Source organism: Flavobacterium rhizosphaerae, from assembly GCF_046000445.1.
GTDB classification, from domain to species: Bacteria; Bacteroidota; Bacteroidia; order Flavobacteriales; family Flavobacteriaceae; genus Flavobacterium; species Flavobacterium rhizosphaerae.
In genome coordinates, this window is record NZ_JBELPZ010000012.1 from 59,220 (window position 1) to 80,547 (window position 21,328).

At 36.6% G+C, this 21,328-nt stretch carries 18 protein-coding genes and 1 other RNA gene; 17 read left to right on the forward strand and 2 right to left on the reverse strand.

The window, feature by feature from the left end; genetic code table 11:
- The first annotated feature begins 312 nt into the window (after positions 1-312).
- The 6 genes from ABS766_RS11925 (at position 313) to ABS766_RS11950 (ending at position 4,632) form a co-directional block, all read left to right on the forward strand.
- The gene (locus ABS766_RS11925) at positions 313-624 is read left to right on the forward strand and encodes a hypothetical protein (protein WP_408085397.1); all 312 of its coding nucleotides are present in this window, start codon (positions 313-315) and stop codon (positions 622-624) included.
- A gap of 17 nt (positions 625-641) precedes the next feature.
- Positions 642-1,232: a hypothetical protein gene (locus ABS766_RS11930; protein WP_408085398.1), complete on the forward strand. Its 591-nt coding sequence runs from the start codon at positions 642-644 to the stop codon at positions 1,230-1,232.
- Positions 1,233-1,309: 77 nt separating this feature from the next.
- Positions 1,310-1,579, forward strand: a complete 270-nt coding sequence (locus ABS766_RS11935; protein WP_408085399.1) for a hypothetical protein — start codon at positions 1,310-1,312, stop codon at positions 1,577-1,579.
- Positions 1,580-1,745: 166 nt separating this feature from the next.
- A complete protein-coding gene (locus ABS766_RS11940; protein ID WP_408085400.1) occupies positions 1,746-3,980 on the forward strand; it encodes a hypothetical protein in 2,235 nt (744 codons plus the stop codon).
- Positions 3,977-4,270: a hypothetical protein gene (locus tag ABS766_RS11945; protein WP_408085401.1), complete on the forward strand. Its 294-nt coding sequence runs from the start codon at positions 3,977-3,979 to the stop codon at positions 4,268-4,270. The genes ABS766_RS11940 and ABS766_RS11945 overlap by 4 nt, the downstream gene beginning before the upstream one ends.
- Positions 4,271-4,410: 140 nt before the next feature.
- Positions 4,411-4,632: a hypothetical protein gene (locus ABS766_RS11950; protein ID WP_408085402.1), complete on the forward strand. Its 222-nt coding sequence runs from the start codon at positions 4,411-4,413 to the stop codon at positions 4,630-4,632.
- Between the two features lie 22 nt (positions 4,633-4,654).
- Here ABS766_RS11950 and ABS766_RS11955 read toward each other — a convergent pair whose 3' ends face one another.
- Positions 4,655-4,927: a helix-turn-helix domain-containing protein gene (locus ABS766_RS11955; protein ID WP_408085403.1), complete on the reverse strand. Its 273-nt coding sequence runs from the start codon at positions 4,925-4,927 to the stop codon at positions 4,655-4,657.
- A 135-nt stretch (positions 4,928-5,062) separates the two neighbouring features.
- Here ABS766_RS11955 and ABS766_RS11960 point away from each other — a divergent pair, with 135 nt between their 5' ends.
- From ABS766_RS11960 to ABS766_RS11975, 4 genes are all read left to right on the forward strand, one after another.
- Positions 5,063-5,308, forward strand: coding sequence for a hypothetical protein (locus ABS766_RS11960; protein ID WP_408085404.1), 246 nt, complete (start codon positions 5,063-5,065; stop codon positions 5,306-5,308).
- Positions 5,309-5,321: 13 nt separating this feature from the next.
- Entirely contained in the window at positions 5,322-5,498 is a 177-nt protein-coding gene (locus ABS766_RS11965) for a hypothetical protein (protein WP_408085405.1), read from the forward strand.
- 18 nt (positions 5,499-5,516) lie between these two features.
- Complete coding sequence (locus ABS766_RS11970; protein ID WP_408085406.1) at positions 5,517-6,080, forward strand: hypothetical protein; 564 nt, start codon at positions 5,517-5,519, stop codon at positions 6,078-6,080.
- A gap of 293 nt (positions 6,081-6,373) precedes the next feature.
- Positions 6,374-6,745 (forward strand): hypothetical protein, encoded by a 372-nt coding sequence (locus tag ABS766_RS11975; protein WP_408085407.1) that lies wholly within the window; start codon positions 6,374-6,376, stop codon positions 6,743-6,745.
- Positions 6,746-7,424: 679 nt separating this feature from the next.
- Here ABS766_RS11975 and ssrA read toward each other — a convergent pair.
- Positions 7,425-7,824: a transfer-messenger RNA gene (gene ssrA, locus ABS766_RS11980) on the reverse strand.
- A 137-nt stretch (positions 7,825-7,961) separates the two neighbouring features.
- On the opposite strand from ssrA, the gene ABS766_RS11985 reads away from it, so the two are divergent.
- The 7 genes from ABS766_RS11985 (at position 7,962) to bglX (ending at position 21,155) form a co-directional block, all read left to right on the forward strand.
- Positions 7,962-9,173, forward strand: coding sequence for an NAD(P)-dependent oxidoreductase (locus ABS766_RS11985; protein ID WP_408085408.1), 1,212 nt, complete (start codon positions 7,962-7,964; stop codon positions 9,171-9,173).
- A gap of 55 nt (positions 9,174-9,228) precedes the next feature.
- Positions 9,229-11,982 carry a helix-turn-helix and ligand-binding sensor domain-containing protein gene (locus ABS766_RS11990; RefSeq protein ID WP_408085409.1) on the forward strand — a complete coding sequence of 918 codons (2,754 nt, stop codon included), beginning with the start codon at positions 9,229-9,231 and terminating at the stop codon, positions 11,980-11,982.
- Between the two features lie 236 nt (positions 11,983-12,218).
- Entirely contained in the window at positions 12,219-15,296 is a 3,078-nt protein-coding gene (locus ABS766_RS11995) for a SusC/RagA family TonB-linked outer membrane protein (protein ID WP_408085410.1), read from the forward strand.
- A gap of 10 nt (positions 15,297-15,306) precedes the next feature.
- Positions 15,307-16,734: a RagB/SusD family nutrient uptake outer membrane protein gene (locus ABS766_RS12000; RefSeq protein ID WP_408085411.1), complete on the forward strand. Its 1,428-nt coding sequence runs from the start codon at positions 15,307-15,309 to the stop codon at positions 16,732-16,734.
- A 62-nt stretch (positions 16,735-16,796) separates the two neighbouring features.
- On the forward strand, positions 16,797-18,173 hold the full coding sequence (locus ABS766_RS12005) for a glucoamylase family protein (RefSeq protein ID WP_408085412.1): 1,377 nt from the start codon (positions 16,797-16,799) through the stop codon (positions 18,171-18,173).
- Positions 18,174-18,175: 2 nt separating this feature from the next.
- The gene (locus tag ABS766_RS12010; protein ID WP_408085413.1) at positions 18,176-18,877 is read left to right on the forward strand and encodes a carboxylesterase family protein; all 702 of its coding nucleotides are present in this window, start codon (positions 18,176-18,178) and stop codon (positions 18,875-18,877) included.
- Positions 18,878-18,914: 37 nt separating this feature from the next.
- Positions 18,915-21,155 carry a beta-glucosidase BglX gene (gene bglX / locus ABS766_RS12015; RefSeq protein ID WP_408085414.1) on the forward strand — a complete coding sequence of 747 codons (2,241 nt, stop codon included), beginning with the start codon at positions 18,915-18,917 and terminating at the stop codon, positions 21,153-21,155.
- The last annotated feature ends 173 nt before the right edge of the window (positions 21,156-21,328 follow it).

Sequence of the window (21,328 nt, forward strand, 5' to 3'; positions counted from 1 at the left end):
TATGCAACTTATTATTGATAACATATTACACTCATATTAATTTCAAAATTTACACGACCTATATAAAGATATTATAACTACCTACTATAAAAAGATAAACTAATAACTACTATAAAAATATATTATAAGAGTGGTTTCGTTTTTTAAACTCAACTACAAAATATTTCTAAAGTAGAGCAATTTAGAGAAACTGTTGAGTTTTTTTAGTCAAAAAAAATAGAATTAATTATTAATTTAAAAATGAAAATAATGAGTAAAAAAGTGATTGCCTTCAAGAAAAAAAGAGGTCTGAGAATTTTAGGAAAAAAAGTTATGAATAAAATAGTACAGGATGCTACCGGAGATGAAATAAATTTCCCGGATGTAAATGACAGTGATGCCGCTACGATAGGAGATACTGCCCTGATTAACGATAAGCCGGCTACAGGAGAGTATGTTATGCCAGATGGTAGGACATTTATTTTTAGAGATGGCAAACTGTCCAAAATTATAGAAGATAGATCTGTTGGGGCCAAGATGTATTTAAATCAAAAAAGAAAAAAAGTAAATCCTACAGCGGTGCCGGGTAATCGTGCTGCTGGAATACTGGATAGGGTTAAAGCGGCCAGGAAAGCGAAATTTTAAACCATAAATATAAAATTATGACACAGGTACAAGAATTTAAAAAGCAATTTATTTGGCGTGATGATGCCCGCATTAATGCTGTCAAAGAAGATTATGAAAGGGTTATCGATAAGTATAATAGCTTTTTTCTCATAGTTGAGAAAGCTTTGAATATTACACTTAGTGATGTTCAGAAAATCTCCATTTCTCAATCCAGGGATAAAGCTATTATTGATATATTAAAACCTGATTTTCCATTTCCAAAAGCAGATGATGCTTTTAACCTTCAGGCAATGGGGCTTAATATCAATAGTCTATTATCGGAAGCCAGGACTTTACACCTGCTTTTTAGCAAGCATGAACTAAAAAACGGTAACCTGGTTTTGACGGATGATTTCATTAATGAAATTACAGAAAATGCCACGATATACACAGCGAATGAAAAGCAAAATAAAGCCCTTGAGCTTGCTAAAAATTTTGAAGCGCTTTTTGATGAGGCTGAAGAGTTAGGTGTTGTTAGCAGTTATAATAAAAGTGGAATTAATAATATTATAAAAATACTTGATTTCCCACTCGGCAGCTCTAAAATTACCTTAAGTCGTTACGGTATTACCGATATAAGAGAATAAAAATCATGCCGGGGCTGTCATGCTTCTTTTGTCATAATACTCATTTTTAGACAGTTCCGGCAATTTATAATTTGTATATGGAAAGAAAGAAAACTGGAGGCAGGAGAAAAGGAACTCCCAATAAAACAACAGCGGAAATAAGAAGCGCGTTTCAGTGTTTAGTTGAGGACAATCTTGATACCATCAACAAGGATTTAAAGATTATGGAGCCCGAGCAAAGGCTTAAATATATAATCGACCTGGCAAAGTTTGTTGTACCTCAATTAAAGGCTATAGAACTCAGTTCTAATTCTGAAAAGCCTTTAATAATGTTAAACCTTGGGGATGGAACCCCACCGGATAAATGAAAGAGAATAGGAGACAGATTTTTAGGGTCTATGATAGGCAATGTACACCATTTGTCTCCAAAATTTTTAATTTTATACACCTGTATAACAGGTGTTTATTTGGTGTTAAAAATAATTTTCCCGAAATATTTCCATTTTTAGCAAAAAGCAATAGAATTTTAGTACTATGAGCGTAATATTATACATAAACGGTTATAAGATAGATTTATATTCAAGTGAGGTTATTGCTCAAACCAAACAGGTAAATACAATAGCTGATTTGAATACAAGGCAAACCAACTATACTGATACATTCAAAGTGCCTAAAACAGCTAACAACGTAAAGGCTTTTGAATATATGGCAATGACGGGTAACACTACATTATTACCATATAAAAAAAATGAATGTAGCCTGTATAGTCATAGTGGGGAATGTTTTGTTTACAAAGGGTGGGCACATATCAAAGATGATGGTGAAAATTACGAAATAGATATACAGGACGGTATAGTAGATATATTTAAAGCTATGGAAAACGATAGCCTTTCAGTACTTGACCTTTCTGATTTAATACACCAGAAAACAATTGAAAATATAAAAGAAACTTGGCAAGGTGATTTGCCATATTTATACATACTTGCAGATTATAACGGTAATACAGGCCTTACAAATACATCCCCTGAAAACTTAACACCTGAAGTTAATATTGATTATTTAGTCCCAAGTGTAAATGTAAAATGGCTTTGGGATAAAATAAGTGAAAAATATAATTTCAATTATACAGGGGCAGTATTTAATACATTTAATTTTAAGCAGCTTTACATGACTTTTCCAAAAGGCCAAACGGTAACCGGGGAAAATGACCATGTTTTATTTCTTGCCAATGGTGCAGACCTTGTAACATTACCAGGGAAAAGTACAGCATACTGGTATGCGCAATTTGACTTTCCGGGTATAAATGAATTAGCCTCTACTATTAACGATATTCACATGCAGGTAGAAGAAGCTGCAACATATAGAATAAAGATAACTGGGTATATATATGGATATAGGGATACAAATTACAGCATAGAGCAACAGAATAAGTTTTATTTGGGTAAAAACTTTGAAAACAGTATAGCGAATTACGCGCCTGAATTTTTTCTTATAGCTGACGATGTTCCAAATGGTCAAATTGAGTTTGATATACAGCAAACATTTACGTTAGAACAGCTTGAAACGGTATGTGTTGTTACAACGCGTAACACAGCCGGAATAGGTGGGTATTTTGCTAAAACATCAGATAGCTATATAAATATAACATTATACCGTGTTGACCCTAATACTGTTGACTTTAGCGAGGCATTTACTGATTTTTCGGTGAAAGACTTTCTAAAAGAAGTACTTTATAGGTTTGGACTCACAATGTATAAAAGTAAGTATGCAGATGCTTCAGGGAAATACACCTATGACTTTCTGACATTAGAACAAATGTTACGCCAGGCCGAAACAGTTGACTGGAGCAATAAATTTAACAGGAAAATTAAAGAAACCCATGCTTATGGCAATTTTGCTCAACAAAATTGGTTTCGTTACAATTATAACGACAAAGAAGCCACTAATAATGATGGCGCTATTAATATCGATAATGTTTATCTTAATGATACTGCAGACGCAATTAAATCTAAGATATATAGCCCGGAACGTGAAAAAGTACAGTATATAGATAAGCAGACCAATGTTTATAAGCTATGGGATAAAGAGATTGTGGATAACCCGGCCGAGGGAGAAGAGCCTGTAAAATATAAAGCATTAGATAAGCGGTATTATTTTATGAGGGCAGTACAGGAAATCAATGACATTAATTTAATATCAAACCAATTATCATTAACAGACACAGCCGATAGTTATTACAGGGAAAGTTTTTACAAGCTATCATTTAAAGATATAATTCAAGATTATTATTCCCCTATAGCATCTATAATTAACAGGGCTATTATTGTTGACTGTGAAATGTGGCTTACTGAATTGGATACAGCTAATTTTGATTTTAAAAAACTATACTATATAGAGCAACTATCAAATTATTTTATAGTGAATAAAATAAACAGTTTTGTGCCGGGTAAAATGACTAAAGTCGAACTTATAAGGGTTGTTTATTCAACTCCTTTAGATTTAGACCAGTATGGGCTTGTTATAGTTGGGGCTCTAAGTTTAGGAGATAATCAGTACCAGGTAACATTTCAGGTAAACAACTATACAGTTGAAGAAGATACTTATTTATTGTTTGAGGCCTCTGATGATGGTTTTTCATGGGAAGATACAAACAATCCTACGCAATTATTACAGGGAGGTACTGTAGTAATAGATTTAACAGGTTACCCACAGTATTACATTAGAATTACAGATTCAGCTAATATTTATTCAAATGTGTTTAGTCTATGATAACAGAAATTAAAGATAAATCTCCCTTTATAAGTTTTGGTTTTAGCCAGACAAATATAACGGTGCAAACTGGTGTAAATATAACCTTATGGGTTGAGGGCTTTTTTGATAATAATAAATATACATCTACACTTGAAACAATAATATCATTTACCAAAATATCAGAATATGAATATATTTTAGATTGTGATAATATTGGTGATTATAATATAAAATTGTTATTGTTTGAAAAGCAAAACCCTAAAATTTTTAAGTACGGCAATAACACAGCAACTTTAAATGTAGAGTGATGTAATAGGTTTTGATTTTAAAAAGCTGTATTATTTTAAGCAGCATGGGGGCGTACATCATAGTAGATAAAATAAACCAGTTTATTCCGGGTAAACTCACAAAGGTAGTTGGTAAGAGTTAAATTAAAAGATATATAATTATGAAAAGAATTTTTAAAATAGCTGAAAAAGCAATCAGGATTGAAACTCACGGAGCTTATTCGGCTAACCTTAATAACGATATTTTGGAAGGGGTAAAAAATGAACTTCTAAAGTTAGAGGGAGTTGATACTGAAATTATTTCACGTATAAATTCTAAAATTGAAAATAATAATATCCTCATTAAAAAATCAGCTTCTATTAGAGATGGGGCTGATTTTTAAAACAAAAAAGGGGGTTGCCCCCTTAATTATTTATTTTCAATGATCCAATAGCTTGATATGCCCCATCTTTAAAAACATATACTGTTTCGGTGGGGATTTCTTTTGTTGAGTTAAATAATTCCCTAATATCAACATCTAATATTTCGGCAATTTGTAGTAATATATCTTGTCTTGGCAAACTTTGCCCTTTGACAATGTTAGACATGCCTGTCTCAGATATACCGACCTTATCGGCTAACTCTTTCCCTGTAATGCCTTTTTCTTTTAAAATTTCCTTTAATCTTAAAATATTCATGATAATTGGTTTTGTGCAAATTTACAAATAAAAGTTTAACTTATATAATCGTATAAAAAATTTAATTAAAACTTGGATTGTATAGTATTTACACTTACATTTGTTTAATAATAATAGCAGTTAAACTTACATATTATGAAAATCAAAACCTTACTTATTAGATTTGTGTCTTTCTTTTACAAACCTAACTTTCAAGTTCCATACATAGACCCTTATCGTACACTTACGTATGAGGAATACAGGAACCGCCAAGAACTTTCAGATCTTGCTATTCCAGTTAAATCAAGTAGCGGTAATAACCCAGGTGCCGCGCCTGCTGCATTTGTCTTGAATAGTCCAAAAAACAGCCCTGTTGATGCTGGCTGTCTTGTATTAAACTAATAAACAAATATATATGAAAACTTTACAAAAATTAATACTAGATTTTTATAAAATCTTTCTTCATAAGAAAGGTGCATCTACAGATAACGATAATTACGCTTACGAAAAGCTTAAAGCTGAAAACGATACTCTAAGATTAGAATGCGATAAGCTATTATTGAAGTTAAAAGATAAGTGGGAAAATAATTAAATCAATAAAAGTATAAATATGCAAACAGTAGTAAAAAATACATTAAACATATCGTTGGTAGAAAATAACGGCCTATTCAATCTTAACTTTAACGGGGGAACCCATAAGATTGTAATTGTTCAATATAAAGATGAACAAAAATCTTTAAATGAAATATTTGAGGAACAGGAGGTTAAAGACTTTCTTTTGGAAAACCAATTGACCGGTATTGATATTGTAAAGTATGATTGTACCAATCATTATAACTTGTTCGGGAACTTTGAGTATCATTTATACATGATTGATATTTCTTCAGATATTTCAATAAAAAAGCATGTTGGATATTCAGTATATTTAGATGTTGACGGCTCAAAAACTATAACTGAAAAAAACCATACAGTATGCCCTGAGGGGGCAAATACGTGTATAGAATTTATAAGTCAGCAGGTAAACATACAACATTCCTTAGCTGATATTTTAGCACTCACCGGTATAAATGGTAAGGTAATAGCTTTTGTACCACCTAATCTTACATGTAATTGTGCTCCTAATGAACGAAAATACAACGTGTATCTTCATGTAGATAGCAATGTAGCCTGTTAAATGTCCTCAGGCAAAGTGTAAGGTATTTAAGATTTTGGAATTCAAATAATTGATTATTAGTAACTCAATGCTGTGAGTGCTCAATTGTATTTAAGCTATTTTAGAATAATAGCATCTTAATAATAGAAGCTACTGAAAAAAAACTTGCTGAAAATGTTTCAGAAATTAATTAATTTTGGCATCATTTTGGATTAAAATAAAAGTGTTATTTATAATTATTTTAAATAAGTAATTTGTGATAACATTTCAAGTTCAATTGTTATATTTGATTACAAAAACAAATCACTAAATTTATGAGTATCAATTTCACTGATATTTACGATACTATACGTATTAAACAGGGTAAAGTAAAAATTACTGCTATGACAGCCTTCGGAAAAGAGGGAGACCATTACGTTATAGTTGCCCCATCAATACTTGTTAGTGGTTACGGAAGCACCACAGAAGAGGCTGAAGCTTCATTTTTAGAAGGTATGAATCTTTTTTGTGAAGACCTCATGAAGCTAACATCTGAGCAAAGAGATGCAGAGTTAAAAAAAATGGGCTTTGAGCGCAATAGGTTTCAGCGTAAAAACTTCTCAAAAGCTTATATTGATGAAAATGGAGTTTTAAGGGATTTAGAGATTGAAAGGGTAACTAAAGGAAATTTTGAAGCTGCTGTTTAATTATGGGGGGGTACAGGCCGGTAAAAACAAAAGATTGGTTGGCATTTTTGAATTCTCGCGATTGTAAATATTTGCGAACAAAAAGTTCACACGATCATTATAAATGTCCCGGCTGTTTCAGGACAATTACTCATAGGGAAAAAGACAAAGAAATACCCCCAACACACTTAAAAACTAATCTTGCTACAATGGGTATCACCTTAGATTACCTTTACAAATGGATAGATGAAAATTGTTAAGACCGCTACATTTAGCGGTTTTTTTATTTCATTAATTTACATTTTAATGTTTCACATCAGTAAAAGTTATTTTATATTTCAATTTTTAGATATGAAAACAATTCAACTGATACAATTAACGCCTGATGAATTTTCAGACATTGTAAAGCAAAGTATTACTGAAGCCTTATCTCGTTTACCAAATCAAGTGCCGGATTAGCTACTTGCCAGGAAAGAAGCCGCAAAGCTTTTAGGTATAAACATACGGACTGTTAACAAGCTTGTACGTGATAAAAAAATAGTGATGTGGGGTATAGATAATACCTGCATCAAAAGATTTAAGCGTAGTTAGCTGCTTAAAAGGTTTGAAAAGGCAAATATATAAAGTTGGGAGAATATCGGGAAAATAAATAAAAAAACCTCTTTAATCTACTGATATACAGGAGAGAAGAGGTTTTTAAAAGTGGAGTCGCCGGGAATCGAACCCGGGTCCAAACAAGGAAGCAAAGAGCTTTCTACACGCTTAGTTTCCGCTTAGATTTTAGATAGTGTGCAAGGCCGGAAACTGCCACACACTACTTAGCTTCTGTTTTCTCAAGGCTCCCGCGAAGCAAAGAAACCTCCAGGTTTACTTTTACGGTCCTTCTAATCGAAACGCCATAAACCAAAGCTTTTCAGAAGGATCCCGCCTCCCTGCCTTGCAGGGACGTGGCTATATTCTTACTATGAATTCAGAATTAAGCAGCAAGAGCGTAGTTATTTTCGCCGTTTAAAAGTTTGGAACAATGATTAACGGGAACAGTTCCATTTCCCGGCGTGCTTACTGTTCACATCGGCCTGCTGTCAAAACCAGTCGACCCCAGTATCATGTTATAGTACAAAGGCTATACCAAAACAGGAATGCAAAAGTAATAAAGATTTTTGGTTTAACCGCAATTAATTAAGTGCTTAATATATGTTATATTTGTAAACCATCCACCAGATAATGTTAGATATATATGAAATTAGGAATCATCAGGGAAAGAAAATCACCTCCGGATAAAAGGGTAGTGTTTTCGCCGGATGCATTATTACAGCTTAAAGCACAATATCCGCAAATTGAAATAAAAGTAGAATCATCTGATGTACGCATATTTAAAGATGAAGCGTACATTAAGGCAGGATTTGAGGTTACTGAAAACCTGGATGACTGTGACGTGCTTTTGGGCGTAAAAGAAGTACCGGCCGAGGCGCTTATACCCGGTAAAAAATACTTTTTTTTTAGCCACACTATTAAAAAACAACCCTATAACCAAAAGCTTTTGCAAGCTGTTATAGATAAAGATATAACCTTGTATGACCATGAAACCCTTGTTGATGCTGATGGGCGAAGGATTGTTGGTTTTGGGCGTTATGCCGGTATAGTGGGTGCCTATAATGCCATGAGGACATTTGGCTATAAATATGATTTATTTACTTTACCTGCTGCAGGAACACAACCTGACAGGGAGGCGCTTATAAACCGTTTAAAGAAGATAACCCTCCCACCCCTAAAAATTGTACTTACCGGTAAAGGTAAAGTAGGTATGGGGGCAAAGGAGATATTAAAGGCTATGAAACTCAAAGAAGTTTCTCCGGAAAATTTTCTTTCTAAGCAATATACCGAGCCGGTTTTTGTACAGATTGACGTATTGGATTATAACAAGCGCATAGATGGTGTGGTTGCTGAAGGTAATGATGATTTTTTCAATAACACTTCTAAGTATGAGTCAGATTTTGAGAAATTCACCCAGACAGCAGATATTTTTATAGCCGGGCATTTTTATGCAGATGGCTCACCGGCTATCCTCACAAAGCAAATGCTTAAATCACCAAAAAATAAAATTAAGCTGGTGGCAGACATAAGTTGTGATATAGCAGGCCCTGTTGCCAGCACGTTGCGTGCTTCTACCATTGCAGAACCATTTTATGGATACCATCCGGATACCGGAGAAGAAGTTGATGTGCACCATCCGGCAGCAATTGCTGTTATGGCGGTAGATAACCTGCCGTGTGAATTGCCAAAAGATGCCAGCGAAGGCTTTGGGGAAATGTTTCTTGAAAATGTAATTCCCGCATTTTTTAACGGTGATAAAGACGGTATTTTAAAAAGAGGGATGATAACTGCTAACGGACAGCTTACCGAGCGTTTTAAATACCTGGATGGTTTTGTTACTGAGAGAGTATTATAAAATAAAATGCAACCGGATATTTTTAAGTTTTAAATTTGGAGCGTAATCTTTTATAATGTTCCTAAAGAAGTTTTTCTTACTACTAATTTCTTTATTCTGTGCGGGGTTATCTGCACAGGAATTACTGCCCTTTGTCCAGAATTATACCAAATCAGATTATACAGGCGATAATCAGGTTTGGAATGTTACACAAGGGGCAGACAAAGCCATGTACTTTGCAAACGGGCATTATCTGCTACGTTATAATGGTGTACAGTGGGAAAAATATTCATTGCCCAATAAAACCATTATACGATCAGTTTTTGCTGAAGGTGACCGTATTTATAGCGGATCTTACAGGGAGTTTGGTTATTGGCAGCGTATAAACGGTATAATGCACTACACTTCTCTATCTGTGGGAAAGGGTTTTTTTTCGGGAGAAGCAGATAATGATGAAATATGGAAAATTTTCAGAAAAGGAGATAAGCTTTATTTCCAATCATTTAATGCCGTTTATATTTTAAATAATAAAAAAGCTATTGAGCGGGTTAAATTTCCCTCGCAGGTTTCTTATTGCTATGTTATTAATGATATTATTTATGCCGCTACGGTTAAAAACGGGGTGTATGCTATGGAGGGTACATCATTCAGAAAAGTAGAAAATTGGGATGTAGCAGAAGATAACGTTATACACGGACTACTTAAAAATAAGGGGCAGATATATCTTTTTACCAATACCAACGGTATTTATAAAGGTGATGAAAAGGGCCTTACCTATTGGGATACCCCCTGTAACAACCGCCTTAAATCAGAAATGATACACAATGCCCTTTTTGTTAATGACAGTGTTCTTGTAGTGGGCACTGCCCGGCAGGGATTATATACTGTAAATGTAAATACAGGCGTATATAAAAATATAAGCAGGCAAAACAGGCTTAACAATAATGCAGTATTATCATTAACACTTGATAGTGAAAAAGATTTATGGCTTGGGTTAGATAACGGTATTTCGCATATAGAAATCAGCTCTCCGGTTTCAATATTTTCAGATAATGCAGGTACGCTTGGTTCAGTATATTCTATGGCAATACTGCCAAATGGCTATCTTTTTGCCTCTAACCATGGTGTTTTCAGGTATGATGATAAATTACTTAAGGCAGTGGAAGGATCATCCGGGCAGGCATGGGAAATTTATGATGATGGAGCAGATAATTATATTATAGGCCATAATGATGGTACATTTTTATACAATGGTAAAGTGTTACAAAAAAGCAATACCGTTAGCGGTGGTTGGCGGATAATGAAGAGTAACCTTGATAACTGCCTTTTTGAAACAACTTATAGTGGTATAGTAGCATATAAAAATAGTAGCGACCTGAGTAATTATATACGCCTTGATGTATCTACCCGGCCCTATAAAAATATTGTTCAGGTAAAACCCGGAGAACTCTGGGCGGCCGATAACAATAAAGGGCTTTACCGTATTTTATATACTGATGACCTTAAGGTTAGCAGCCTGACTAATATTACTGAAAAAAATAAAATAGATAATGATTTTGGTGTCAGGCTTTTCCGTTTCAGGAATGAAATTTTCTTTTTGATTAATAATAGATGGTATACCTATAACAGTATTTCTGAAACGCTTGAAAACAGCGATATTTTTAATACTAATTTTAGTAACGTATCTGATATCATCCCTGTAGACGATAATAATTTTATCGTTATGAAAGAAAATCTGTTATACCTAATCAACCGCACGGGAAGTGAATTTATATGGCGCCTTTTACCGGAGAAATACTATATGGGTAAACTTATAACTGAAGATACCCGTGTTTTTAAACAAAATGATGTATTGTATATTAATCTTGATGATGGCTTTTTTACCTTTAATATTAATCAGGTAAAGAAAAAACCTTCTGGCACAACTATAGAGGCATATTATGATAATCATCTTATTGATGAATCAACTGTTATAAAATATAACCGTTCAATAGTCATAAATATTATAAGTGAATATCTGGGGTATAACCGACCTGATTTATTTTATACTCTTAACGATTCACAGGATTTTATACCAGTAAAAAATGGTAGCCTTGTTTTGAATAACCTTGGGAGTGGTACACAAAATATAGAGATTTATAGCAGGGAAGGCCACGATTTTGTAAAAATAAATTCTTATAGTTTTACTGTTGAAAGGCCGTGGTACTATAGCCCCTGGATGATAGGTGTGTATGTTATTATAGTTTTCGTGATATTATTTTTTTATTACCGCTGGAATAAGCTCAGGTATATCCAAAAGATAAAACTTAATGAAGAAGAGCTGAAGCATAAGCGACAGATTATGAAGCTTGAGATGGAAGCTGAAATGAAATTGCAGCAACAGGAATATGAGAAGCATCGCCTGGAAATGGAAGTGCAAAGCAAAGCGTCAGAAGTAGCGGGGAAATCACTTAGTATAGCCAAGCATAGCGAGATGATTGAAAATATACAGGAGGTACTTAATAGTGATGTAAAAAATGACCAGCTAAAAACAAAAATTAAAAAAATTATTAAAACCAGTTCTATAAGCAAAAATGAATGGCAAAGTTTTGAGAAGAATCTTATGAAAAGCCATGAAGAATTTGTGGAACGCCTTACTGCAAAATACCCAGAACTTACTTCTAAAGATATAAAGTTGTGTATTTATTTAAGGATGAATTTATCGTCTAAAGAAATAGCCCCACTTATGAATATTTCTTTCCGTGGAGTTGAACTTCACCGTTACCGCCTACGCAAAAAACTCGACATAACTACTGAGGATAACCTTTCCAAATTTATGTTCAATATTTAGTAGAATTGTTACTTCACTATTTATTTTACATATAAACATTAAATTAAAACAGTACATCAATGCTACATCATTACGTTTTGATTTGATGTGTGTGTGATTGATATATATAATTTATTTTCAGTATTTTATATTGTAAAATTGTTATTTTGATGTAGTAATGAGAAAGTGAATGTTATACAACTAAAACGTTTTAGTGTTGTACATTCGCACTACTAACTTTAAACGTAACAATTTTTATGAAAAACTTTATTTTAGGTTTTTTCCTGCTGCTCGCGAGCTTTAGCTACGGGCAACAGATAACGGGAAATGTGGTTGACGAAACAGGGATGCCCATTCCGGATGTTTATATTACCGTTGAAAACAGTAATGTAGTTTCTACAACTGATTTTGATGGTGATTTTTCTATTCAGGCAAATGAGGGGGCTATGCTTACTTTTAGCATGATAAGTTTCCAGACCCGCACACTTCCTGCCGCCAATGGTATGAAAGTTACTATGGCTTTAAGTATGGATACCACGCTTGAAGAGGTAGTTGTAGTGGGGTATGGTTCACAAAAAAGATCCAGCTTAACAGGTGCTGTAGGCAGTGTTAAAGGAGAGCAATTTCAAAAACAACCGCAATTTAATGCTATGCAGTCCATTCAGGGTAAAGTTGCCGGTGTACAGATTATTACTAATGACTCTCCGGGCGCTACGCCCACTGTTCGTATCAGGGGACTTGGTACTGCTGCGGCAGGCAGCGCTCCCCTTTATGTAGTTGACGGTATTGTTACGGCTGATATTTCTAATATCAATCCCGGCGATATTGAAACTATGGATATCCTTAAAGATGCTTCGTCTGCAGCTATTTACGGTCAAAATGCGGCTAATGGTGTTGTACTTATCACAACTAAAAAAGGTAAGGACGGCAAAATGAATCTTTCAGTTAGCAGCTATTATGCAGCCAGATCGGTACTTAACCAGGTAAAAATGGCTAATGCAAAACAATATGTAACGTATTATAACGAAAATCAGGCAACCTTATCAAATCCGGTTTACCTTAGCGAGAACCAGCCTTATGATACTGACTGGTTTGATGAAACTACAGATGTTGGCTTTTCTCAAAGTAATACTGTTGCCTTAAGCGGAGGTAGTGAGAAAGGTACTTATTATTTTAGTTATAATAACTATAATGAGGATGGTGTATTAAATAATAATGACCTGGCAAGAAATACCATCCGCTCTAACACCAGCTATAATTTTTTTGATAATAAGCTTAAGCTTTCTCAAAACTTAAATTATACTTTTATAAAAGCAAACCCAAAGCCATTTGGTGCATTTAATGAGGCATACAGGCAGGCACCAATTGTGCCGGCATATTACCCTAACGGTGCATTTGGGCGTACTTTTTATAACAAAAATACAGGTTTAGTTGGGTATGAGGCTGCTGCCGGTGAAAGCATAGGCCAGCTTAACTCTATTGGCAACCCGCTTGCAACAGTATATTTTGCGAATGAAGAAACCAAAACATCGCAATTACAGGGATTGTTTGATGCAGAACTCGAAGTAACCAAATGGTTAAAAGTAAATACAAGGGTGGGCCTTAGTAAAAGTTTTGCCAAAACAAGGGCTTATAATGATATTAGGGGGCAGTGGCTTTCATCTGACCCTACCCGTACGGATACTCAATATGACGAGTTACAGGCAGCTGCTGAAGAAGATAATTATACTTATGCTAATAATCAGCTAACTTATCGTGATGTAGAAAGTTTCCGTTACAACTGGGATACCTATTTTACTATAGATAAGTCTTTCGACCTTCATAACCTTACTGTTATAGCTGGTATTACAAAAGATAAAAGGGATGATGTATATCAGTCGAGCATGACAGGATATAATGTTCCTCAAAAAGAGCAATACTGGAACCTTAAAGAAGCAGAGGGAACCAGCGCTACACAATATTATCAGACACCTACACAAATACTTTCGTATTTTGGAAGGGTACAGTATAATTATGCTGAAAAATACTTTTTAACAGCAAACTTCAGGAGAGATGGTAACAGTAATTTTAAAACCAATCAAAAATACTGGGGTAATTTCCCTTCAGTAGCTGTGGGCTGGACACTTTCTAAAGAAAATTTCCTTTCTGATGTAAAAGGTATTAATTTCTTAAAGATTCGTGGAGGTTATGGCGAATTGGGTAATGCTCAGGTTCCTTTTAATGCCACAGTACTTTATACAGGCCAGGGAAGCGGTAGCTACAATTATGTATTTGGCCCTAACCAGTCGCTTGTTAATGGTGCTTATGTAGGATCTCCGGCTACAGAACTTTCCTGGGAGGTAACAAAAGAAGTAAACGCCGGTGTTGATTTTGAATTTTTAGACAGGAGGTTAGGCGGTAGCTTAGATTATTATAACAGGCTTACAACAAATGCTATATTAAGGGTAAACCCCGTACTTGACTCGCCAAACTCTACGGCTTATTTTGATCATGGGGGCGAAGTGCGTAACGAAGGTTTTGAATTAGCACTAAACTGGAAAGATTATATTGGCGATGATTTCTCATATTTTATTGGCGGTACTTTTGGTAAAAACAAAAACACCCTTGAAAATGTTAAGCCTGCGTATGATGGTAATACGGGTGGTAGCCTTGCTAATGGACAGATTACCAAGAGGCTTCAGGAAGGCCAGCCCATATATTCATGGTGGATGTATGAAGCAGATGGCGTATGGCAAACACAAGATGAAATTAATGACAATGCCCATATAAGCGGTGCACAACCGGGCCAGCTACGTTATAAAGATCAAAATGGTGACGGTAAAATTGATGATGCCGATAAAAAATTCTTTGGGTCTTACCTGCCAACGTTTACGTATGGCATTAACCTTGGATTTAACTGGAAAAGCATAGATTTTTCTGTAGATGGTTATGGCGTAGGGGGTAATAAAGTTTACAACGGCCTTAAAGGAACCCGTATTAATGGTGGTGAAAATATTACAGCCGATACATTCAGTGGCCGTTGGACAGGAGCCGGTACAAGTAATACAAACCCAGGAGCTAACCGTGATGCTATAGCATCAAGCTATTACCTTAAAGATGGTGACTTCTTCAGGATTAATAATATTACTGTAGGTTATACTTTTAAAGATGTAATAAAACAGGTTAACAGTGTAAGGCTTTATGCTACTGCCCAAAACCCGTTTATGTTTACAAAATATTCAGGCTTTACACCAGAGATTAACAGCAATGGTGTAGCTGGTGAAACTACTGGTATAGAACTTTCGGCATATCCAAACCTTAAAACATTCCTTTTCGGAGTTCAGATTGACTTATAAAATTAAAATTATGAAAAGAAATTATAAAGTAATAACATGCCTTATGCTGGGTGTAGCCCTGCTTGCAGGTTGTAGTGAAGATTTTCTGGATGTTGATGCCAGGGAAAATATAGCAGAAGAAGATAGTGGTGAAACGCAGACGCCCGAAGCTTTTGTAAATGGTACATATGGCCTGCTTACAGAGTGGGATTACGCATTTTCTTATTTGGGTATTACCGAAATTATATCTGATAATGCCGATAAAGGCAGTTCCCCAAGTGATACCGGGTCAGATAAATTACAGTTGGATAACCTTGAATTTACAAGTAGCGCCGGTTCTTTTGGTGCCATGTGGACTAACTGGTATAAATCTATAGGCCGTGCCACTTACGCTATAGAATATACTGAAAATTATGGCCTTACCGATGAGGGGTATAAAAACCGTCTTATTGGCGAAGCAAAATTTTTAAGGGCCTTAAATTATTTTTGGTTAGTACGCGGATGGGGTGATGTGCCCTTGCAGCACATTAACCTTGAAGAACGTGCCCCAAAGGCAGATGTGTATGCATATATTGAAGAAGACCTGCTTGATGCTATTACCAAATTACCTGCAAAAAGCCAGTATGCCCCTACAGATTTAGGCCGTGCCACAAAGGGTGCTGCACAGGCGCTTCTTTCTAAAGTATATTTATATGAGCAGAAATGGCAGCAAGCGTATGATATGGCACAAACTGTAATCAATTCAGGCGAATATAGCCTTGAGCAGGATTATGCTGTGCTTTGGAGGGCTTCAAGTGAAAATGGTTCAGAATCTATTTTTGAAGTTCAGGCAAGGGGAGAAAATATAGCACACGGTGTGCAGCAATATAGCCAGACCCAAGGTGCCCGTGGTACCAGTGGCTGGGGCTGGGGTTTTAACACGCCTTCTCAAAACCTGTTAGATGCATTTAATGTAGAGGGCGATGCCATCCGTAGGGATGCTACCATCATATTTGCAGGAGAAACCCTTTGGGATGGCCGCGAGGTTAGCCCATCGGTAGAAAACCCAATGTATAATGAAAAAGCGTATTCAAGCGCTAACGCAGGCGATTCAGACGGAGATAAAAATATACGTATACTAAGGCTTGCTGAAATATACCTAATTGCTGCAGAAGCTGCTAATGAACTTGGTAATACATCGGCTGCCCTTGCCAACCTTAACACAGTGAGGGAAAGGGTAAATCTTGCTGATGCTACAGCTGCAAACCAAACAGATCTTAGGCAGGCTATATGGAAAGAAAGAAGGCTTGAACTTGCCTTTGAGCACGACAGGTGGTTTGACCTGATAAGGACTGGCCAGGCGGCATCTGCTATGGCAGCAGCGGGTAAAAATTTTATTGTTGGCACGCATGAGTTATTCCCAATACCGTATAACCAGCTTATACAAACTCCTGCAATGCAACAAAATCCAGGTTATTAATCACTCTATTTTATCTTCCCCCGTTTTTTGGTCGGGGGAAGATTATTTCACTTTAAATAATTATGCTTAAAAACATACTACCCGTTTGTTTACTACTGTTGCTAAGCTGCAATTCAAATAAAAAAGAATCACCTCAACAAAAAGATATAGCCATAGTTCAGCATGAACGGCTGACAGATGAGCAGCTTTTAGATCTGGTAGAAAAACAATCGTTTAAATATTTTTGGGATTTTGCCGAACCAAACTCCGGCCTGGCGCGTGAGCGCTACCATCCGGATGGCAACTATCCGCAAAATGATGCCCACGTGGTTACTACCGGAGGCAGCGGCTTTGGCCTGCTTTCAATAATAGCGGCAGATTCAAGAGGGTATGTAACCCGTAGTGAAACACTGGAGCGCCTTGAAAAAGTAGCCGGGTTTTTAAAAAATGCTGACCGTTTTCATGGGGCATGGCCCCACTGGATGAACGGAAATACCGGCAAAGTGCAGCCTTTTGGCAAAAAAGATAATGGCGGAGACCTTGTAGAAACTGCTTTTATGTGCGAAGGCATTATATGCGTACGCGAATATTTTAAAAATGGTAATGAAAGGGAGAAAAAGCTGGCCGCCCAATTTGATGAATTATGGAAAGGTGTTGATTTTAACTGGTACCGCAATGGGCAAAATGTACTGTACTGGCACTGGTCACCCGAGTATAACTGGGAGATGAATTTTCCTTTACAGGGATATAATGAGTGCCTTATTACTTATGTACTTGCAGCTTCATCGCCAACGCACAGTATACCCGCAGCCGCTTATCATGAAGGCTGGGCTCGCGGTGGTGCAATTAAATCGTCAAATACAAAATACGGACTTCCATTAATTGTAAAACACAATGGTGCCGAGGAGTATGGCGGACCTTTGTTCTGGGCCCATTATTCATACGTGGGTTTAGACCCGCATGGCCTTACCGATGAATATGCAAATTATTGGGACCTGAACTATAACCAGGTAATGATAGATTATAAATATTGTGTTGAAAACCCTAAGCACTATAAAGGCTACGATCCTGATTATTGGGGGCTTACGGCATCATACACACATAACCCTGATGGCAGCACGGGTTATACAGCCCACATGCCCAGCAATGATACAGGTGTAATATCTCCCACAGCGGCAGTAAGCTCTATTGTGTATACACCGGAGCAATCTATTGCTGCCATGCGTAATTTTTACGAAAATTTTAATGAGCAGCTTTGGGGGCCAGCCGGTTTTTATGATGCCCACAGCCAGCAATATGACTGGAGTACAAAAAAATATCTTGCGATAGACCAGGGGCCTATGCCGGTAATGATAGAAAATTACCGCAGCGGCTTACTTTGGAAATTGTTTATGAATGCCCCAGAAGTACAGCAAGGGCTTAAAAAATTAGGATTTAAATCGGGTAAATACGGAATATAAAAATGAAGAAAGTAGTAGTATTGCTTGTTTTCGTTCTGTTTTCAGTTTGTGTTTCTGCACAATCTGATAAAACAGCACATTTTGAAACCGAGGTTATAAAAAAATCATCCTTGGGTTATGCCCTCCATGTACCCGATAATGCTAAAAAGGAAAAAAAGCCCCTTATTGTTTTTCTTCATGGATCAGGCGAAAAGGGTAATGATATTGAAAAAGTAAAAGTGCACGGGCCGTTTAAATATTTAAAAACCCATACTATTGATGCCTATGTTTTGGCGCCGCAATGCCCTGAAGATGAATATTGGGATAGTGATGTGCTATATAAACTGATACAGAAAGTAGTAAAAGACAATAATATTGATGAAAGCAGGATTTACCTAACGGGTCTTAGCATGGGCGGATGGGGCGCGTGGAACCTGGCTTTTGCACACCCTGATATGTTTGCTGCGCTGGTGCCCATTGCAGGATTTGTAGACAGGGTGCCTATGATAGAAAACTGCAAAATAGGGCAGATACCCATGCGTATTTTTCATGGATTGCTGGATGATGTAGTAGATGTGCACTATTCTATAGACATTTATAAAAAGTTGAAACCTTGCGCCAAAGATATTGAGCTTACTATATTTGATGATGCCAACCATAATAGTTGGACCAGGGTGTATGATGATCCCGCTATTTATGAATGGATGCTGAAACAAACGAAATAATAGTATTGAATTACCCACAGATAAAATTAATCAGATAATGAGAAACAGTAAGATTGTTTTGCTTTTACTGGCCGCATCGTTTTCACTACATGCGCAGACAACTAAAAACAAAAAAATAAAACCCCGCAATGAGTTTGTAAATGAGCTGATGGCTAAAATGACCATTGAAGAAAAAATTGCACAAATGGTGCAGTTTACTTCTGATGGTACTGTAACAGGCCCTGCCAGCGGAAGCAACTTTGTTGATGAAATAAAAAAAGGCAATGTAGGTTCTATACTCAACGCAACCGGGGTAAAATATACCCGCCAGTTGCAGGAACTTAACATGAAAAATTCACGCCTTAAAATTCCATTGCTTTTTGGCTATGATGTTATTCATGGTTACCGCACTATTTTCCCCATAACACTGGGCGAAACGGCATCATGGGATTTGGAGGCTGCAAAAAAGTCTTCTGAAATAGCAGCTGCCGAAGCCGCAGCCAGCGGTGTACACTGGACATTTGCCCCAATGGTAGACATAGCCCGCGACCCGCGCTGGGGGCGTGTATCAGAAGGATCGGGAGAAGATACCTATTTAGGGGTGCAAATGGCTATTGCCCGTGTAAAAGGCTTTCAGGGGGCAGACCTTTCCGCTAACAATACCGTATTGGCGTGTACAAAGCACTTTGCCGCTTATGGCGCTGCCGAGGCAGGACGCGATTATAATACGGTTGATATGAGCGAAAGAGTATTGCGCGAGGTATACCTGCCGCCCTTTAAGGCTACAGTTGATGCCGGTGTGGGTACTTTTATGACCTCTTTTAATGAAATTGCCGGAGTGCCTTCAACAGGAAGCAAATTTTTAATGCACGACGTGCTTAAAGAGGAATGGGGCTTTAAAGGTTTTGTGGTTACCGATTATACTGCTATTAATGAGTTGATACCGCACGGCTTTGCAAAAGATTCATTAGAAGCCGGAGAGCGTTCTCTAAAAGCCGGTGTAGATATGGATATGGTTGGGGGTATTTACCTTAAATTCCTTAAGCAATCTTTACAGGATGGTAAGGTAACACAGGCACAAATAGACGATGCCTGCCGCCGTGTACTGGAAGCCAAATATGATCTTGGCCTTTTTGAAGATCCGTACCGCTATAACGATGAAAAGCGTGAAAAGCAAACTATTTATAAGCAGGAATACCTTGATGCAGCGCTTGATATAGCGAATAAATCAATGGTGTTGCTTGAAAATAAAAATAATACCCTTCCACTTAAAAAAGTGCAGAAAGTGGCTTTTGTAGGGCCTTTAGTTAGTGATGAGTGGAATATTATAGGCTCATGGGCGGCAACGGGAGACCGTAATGGCTATGCACATAGCGTACAAGAAGGTGTTATGGCATTGCTGGGCAAAAACGCTAACGTTACTTTTGATAAGGGTGTGGAAATTATAGACCCTAAGCGTGATATGATGCAACAGGCACTTACTAATGCCGCTAAAGCGGATGTTATTGTTGCTGTATTGGGTGAGTTTGAAAATATGACGGGTGAAGCTGCTTCGCGTACCAATATACAGCTTCCGGGTATACAGCGGGAATTTTTGGCTGAACTTAAAAAACTGGGTAAACCGGTTGTATTAGTATTAATGAACGGCCGCCCGTTAGATCTTACCTGGGAGAGCGAAAATATGGATGCCATACTCGAAGCCTGGTTTCCGGGTACTATGGGGGGAGATGCTATTGCACAAACCCTGTATGGTGAAAATAATCCGGGGGGTAAGTTACCTATGACATTTCCCCGCACGCTTGGGCAGGTGCCTATTTATTATAACCACAAAAATACGGGAAGGCCTTACTATGGTGCAGCAGATCCGCAACAAAAATATAAATCTAAATATATAGACAGCGTAAATGAACCCTTATACCCATTTGGGTATGGGCTAAGCTATACTAATTTTAATTATTCTAACCTTAAGTTATCTTCTAAAAACCTGAGTTATACAGGAAATATTACTGTTAGTGTTAATGTTGCCAATACAGGTAATTATGATGGAGAAGAAGTGGTGCAGCTTTATGTTCAGGATAAATACGGGTCTGTTACAAGGCCGGTAAGAGAACTTAAAGGCTTTAAGAAAGTACTGCTTAAAAAAGGAGAAAAGAAAACCGTAACGTTTGATATTACTGCAGACGACCTGCGTTTTTATGATATAGACATGAATTTTGTAGCAGAGCCCGGCGACTTTAATGTGTTTGTGGGCGGAAACTCTGATGCAGAATTAACCGAAACATTCTTGTTAGTTAGGTAAGTTAATTTTGTTATTGCTGAAGAGGCTGCCCCAACAGGCAGCCTTTTTAAATAAAGTGGATTTATATTTTTTTGCATAAATATTAATTTTAGCTTTTTTATATAACTATAAACCTACAAATTCAAAAAAATCAGGTTTTAATTTTATTAATTATGCTTGTTATCATAAATCAT

Coding starts and splice junctions, on each gene's coding strand:
- ABS766_RS11925 (WP_408085397.1), top strand. CDS start 313: ATGAATAAAATAGTACAGGATGCTACCGGAGATGAAATAAATTTCCCG.
- ABS766_RS11930 (WP_408085398.1), top strand. CDS start 642: ATGACACAGGTACAAGAATTTAAAAAGCAATTTATTTGGCGTGATGAT.
- ABS766_RS11935 (WP_408085399.1), top strand. CDS start 1,310: ATGGAAAGAAAGAAAACTGGAGGCAGGAGAAAAGGAACTCCCAATAAA.
- ABS766_RS11940 (WP_408085400.1), top strand. CDS start 1,746: ATGAGCGTAATATTATACATAAACGGTTATAAGATAGATTTATATTCA.
- ABS766_RS11945 (WP_408085401.1), top strand. CDS start 3,977: ATGATAACAGAAATTAAAGATAAATCTCCCTTTATAAGTTTTGGTTTT.
- ABS766_RS11950 (WP_408085402.1), top strand. CDS start 4,411: ATGAAAAGAATTTTTAAAATAGCTGAAAAAGCAATCAGGATTGAAACT.
- ABS766_RS11955 (WP_408085403.1), bottom strand. CDS start 4,927: ATGAATATTTTAAGATTAAAGGAAATTTTAAAAGAAAAAGGCATTACA.
- ABS766_RS11960 (WP_408085404.1), top strand. CDS start 5,063: ATGAAAATCAAAACCTTACTTATTAGATTTGTGTCTTTCTTTTACAAA.
- ABS766_RS11965 (WP_408085405.1), top strand. CDS start 5,322: ATGAAAACTTTACAAAAATTAATACTAGATTTTTATAAAATCTTTCTT.
- ABS766_RS11970 (WP_408085406.1), top strand. CDS start 5,517: ATGCAAACAGTAGTAAAAAATACATTAAACATATCGTTGGTAGAAAAT.
- ABS766_RS11975 (WP_408085407.1), top strand. CDS start 6,374: ATGAGTATCAATTTCACTGATATTTACGATACTATACGTATTAAACAG.
- ABS766_RS11985 (WP_408085408.1), top strand. CDS start 7,962: ATGAAATTAGGAATCATCAGGGAAAGAAAATCACCTCCGGATAAAAGG.
- ABS766_RS11990 (WP_408085409.1), top strand. CDS start 9,229: ATGTTCCTAAAGAAGTTTTTCTTACTACTAATTTCTTTATTCTGTGCG.
- ABS766_RS11995 (WP_408085410.1), top strand. CDS start 12,219: ATGAAAAACTTTATTTTAGGTTTTTTCCTGCTGCTCGCGAGCTTTAGC.
- ABS766_RS12000 (WP_408085411.1), top strand. CDS start 15,307: ATGAAAAGAAATTATAAAGTAATAACATGCCTTATGCTGGGTGTAGCC.
- ABS766_RS12005 (WP_408085412.1), top strand. CDS start 16,797: ATGCTTAAAAACATACTACCCGTTTGTTTACTACTGTTGCTAAGCTGC.
- ABS766_RS12010 (WP_408085413.1), top strand. CDS start 18,176: ATGAAGAAAGTAGTAGTATTGCTTGTTTTCGTTCTGTTTTCAGTTTGT.
- bglX (WP_408085414.1), top strand. CDS start 18,915: ATGAGAAACAGTAAGATTGTTTTGCTTTTACTGGCCGCATCGTTTTCA.